Origin of the sequence: Chitinivibrio alkaliphilus ACht1 (assembly GCF_000474745.1) — a bacterium.
GTDB classification, from domain to species: domain Bacteria; phylum Fibrobacterota; class Chitinivibrionia; order Chitinivibrionales; family Chitinivibrionaceae; genus Chitinivibrio; species Chitinivibrio alkaliphilus.
The window spans coordinates 1-3,415 of sequence record NZ_ASJR01000050.1; the positions used below are offsets into that span (position 1 = coordinate 1).

The 3,415-nt window shown below is 49.6% G+C and carries 1 protein-coding gene; it reads right to left on the reverse strand.

Annotation, left to right across the window (positions count from 1 at the left end):
- Positions 1–95: 95 nt before the first annotated feature.
- Positions 96–3,415 (reverse strand): S8 family serine peptidase (locus CALK_RS11535; protein WP_162146749.1); only part of this gene is annotated, 3,320 nt, incomplete at its 5' end.

Below are 3,415 nucleotides of genomic sequence, written 5' to 3' on the forward strand. Positions count from 1 at the left end.
CACCCTCCCACCAGAGCTACTATGAAAAAAGTATAAGGAGAGGCGAAAGCATATCGCCTCTCCAAAATAGTGGTATTACATCTTACCCAGAGAACTTACTCATTCCGCAAGCCAATTAAGCGACGATAAGCTTGCGTTGTTCCATTAGCATATTCCACTTCTGCAACAATGAGATAACTGCCCGGGCCAACACGGCTCCCTCGCGAGTTACGCATATCCCAGCTCAGAACATGTCCTGTTCCGGGAACACTTTGCTCTGTTTGCTCATCCAAGACGTTCCCCAGATTATCATAAATAATCACTCGCACCATGGCGGGATCCCCCGTAACTACGGCAAAATCATAGGAGCTATTCTGAAGAGAGCCGGGGTTTTCCACCGGATAAACTCCCGGTGTTGTCGAGGTTGTAGAAATAGTATCCACATGGATAATTTCAACGGCAGAACCAACCGAAACGGTGATATCAAGGCTATTTCGTCGCTCAGGTTCAAAGTCATCGTATACTTCCACCGTGAAGTCATAGGTCTGATCCGCCTGTGCTTCTTCAGCAGTACCGCGAATCACGACCTGTTCATCCTCGGTGTTTGCAGACAGCCAGTCAGGAAGTCCCGTGATATCAAAGAAGAGAGCGTCATCTTCGGGGTCTGAGGCTGATACGATAAGATCCAGATCATCTCCTACGTCAAGGGAATGAACCTGCTCAACCGGGTCAAACTCCGGTATTTCATTGGCCTGTACCTGTAAAACAACCGGTATAGCAAGGGGGCCACGCGCAGGATCATTATGACTAATGTGAAGAGTATCACCGTATGTTCCGAGATCAAACCCCTCTGCGGTAAGGGTGACTGGAAGGAGCTCTTCACTCTCTCCCGGAATAACATAGGTATTCTCACTCAAATGAACGGGTGTCTCTTCCTGGGGCAACTCAACCCCATCAAGAGCCAAGTCATCCACCTGCAATGATCCCTCTGTTACGGTACTATAATCAGGAGCAACAGAGAAACTCATACTGGAAACTTCCCCAAGATCGAGGGGGGTCTCTTCACCCGCGTCAATAATCCACTGCGGCTGTTCAAAGTCTTCTGAAATTGATAAAACCGTATCTGTAAGGCTTGATCGAGCCGGAAGAAGCGCCCGATGCGATGTACCGTTTTGAGAAAGCCCGCTTTGATCCAGCAGAACGTTCACATCGTGATCACTTGCATAGCGTACGGTAATCTCTTCTAACCCAGTAAAACTCCGTTCCAAAGATGCAGTCATGGTTGCCCACGGCCAACTATCTTCATCAGGTTGTTCTACAATATGGTACTCCATGAGGGCTGCACCGGACTGAATAACCCCCTCTGCTACGTCTACATACGAACCGTAGTCATCAGCGGATGCACTCCAAGATGCCCCGTCAATCATGCTTTCCGGAGTTGAACTTTGGCTTATCACCAGCTGAAGGTCCCCTTTTCCATGATTAGACATATTCACATCAAATTGATATTCTTCCCCAGGACGAAGAGAGGTCTCTATTTCCATGGGAGATATCTCTATCTCAGGTACTTGAAAAATGGTAAAATATTCAAGACGATCAGAAACATCTCCTGAGACCTGAGAAATCCGCAGGACACATTGATCATGGGCCGTATCGGGAACATTCCACGTATATTCTCCCGTATTTGGCACAGACTCAGCCACGGTAGAAAAATTCCCACCCCGATGGCCCCATTCAATATGCAGGTCACCAAGATCTCCTTCAGAATCCCACCGAATGGCATATTCCTCTCCTGCTGCAAGCTGATCCCCTGAATCCGGTTCAGTAATTCGAATAAATTCAGCCTTTTCTATTTCATAGGCACCGGAAATATCATTTGCGTTTCCATCGGCATCGGTTATGCGGAAACGGCAATCATCGTGGGCCGTGTCGGGAACACTCCAGGTGTACTCTCCCGTATTGGGGACAGATTCAGCCACGGTAGACCAAGTTCCACCCACATGGCCCCATTCAAGATGCACATTTTCAATATCCCCTTCAGACTCCCATCGAACCGTATGCTCACTGTTTGCCTGAAGAACATCACCGGTTTCCGGCGAAAGAAGGGTAAGAATTTTCGGATCGCCCCCGCCAACACCTGAGATGGCAAGAGAAAAATTCTGACTTCCTCCGGAAAGACTCCCCTTGTGAGATACCTGCACGGTCACCGATGCCCCCCCACGGGTAACTCCCGTATTCACCTTTTCAACATTATCAACCGTATTGTCACCCCGAACAGCAGCCCCTAACTCATTCCCGGAGTCTATTCGCCAGGGCATGTGTGTTTCGCCATCAACGATTACACGCAGATCAAGATCATTTACAAGCCTCGCTCCGGATGGATCAGGCCAAACAATGGTTGCAACGATCTCTTCTTCACCGTTGCCAACGTACTCAAACTCAAGGGTCTCATTATTTTGCAGCGTTAATTCACGGATAAGCCCCTCATTACCTCCGTCATTATTGGTAATAAGCTGTGCCCCTCGTGCCACGTGCACAACCCCCCAGCCGAAGGTTGCATTGGGGCCTTCCGTACCGGCATCACCGGCGGTGTTTATGGCCACGGCTTTCAAGGTGGCAGCACGCATGTACGTACGATCATGGGTTTCAAAGTAGTGATCCTGCAGTAAGCCAAGCATCCCCGCCGCAGCTGGGCCGGCCATGGAAGTCCCGCTCATAGATGTATAGTCGTTGTCGCTCCTATGCCCGGTAGAGTAAACCTGTACACCCTTGGCGACAAGGTCAGGTTTTACCCGTCGATCATTTCTCGTTGGGCCGCGACTACTGAAATTCGCAATACGCACATTTCCCGGGTTTGCCCATCCGCCCTGGATATTGTTAATGGCACCGATGGTAATATTATTTTTAGCATTTCCCGCATCTCGAACAGCGCGCCACTCACCATCATTCCCCGCCGATTTTGAACCGAGTTTAAACGGGTAATTCAAGTGAAGATCATCCCATTGTTGTGCGAGGCGATCATACTGAAAGGAGTTACCCATGGTATACGAGTGCTGTGACACAAGCATCCCGTTATTCGCCGCCTCAGATGCCATTTGAGAAAGTACATTATTCCAATTGTATGAGGTGAGCCGTGCTTCATAGGCCATCCCCTGTGCACGCTCGTTTACTCCCGCCGCAACCATGGTTCCCCCCACATGGGTTCCATGTGAAGTTGGTTCCCCGCTGCTACGAACAGTTACCCGACCATCAAATTCCTGATGAGTTGCTCGAACCGGCCCATCATCCCAAATACCAAGGGGCGTAAGATTACTTCCTGTTACGGATAGTCCAAGATCTCCTCCAGGATATACAGGCCGCACATGAGAGGTAATCCCCGCCTCTCTATTTGCAGTTTTTGCGTAGACAGGCTCTCCCTCCTGCACATCCACAATCT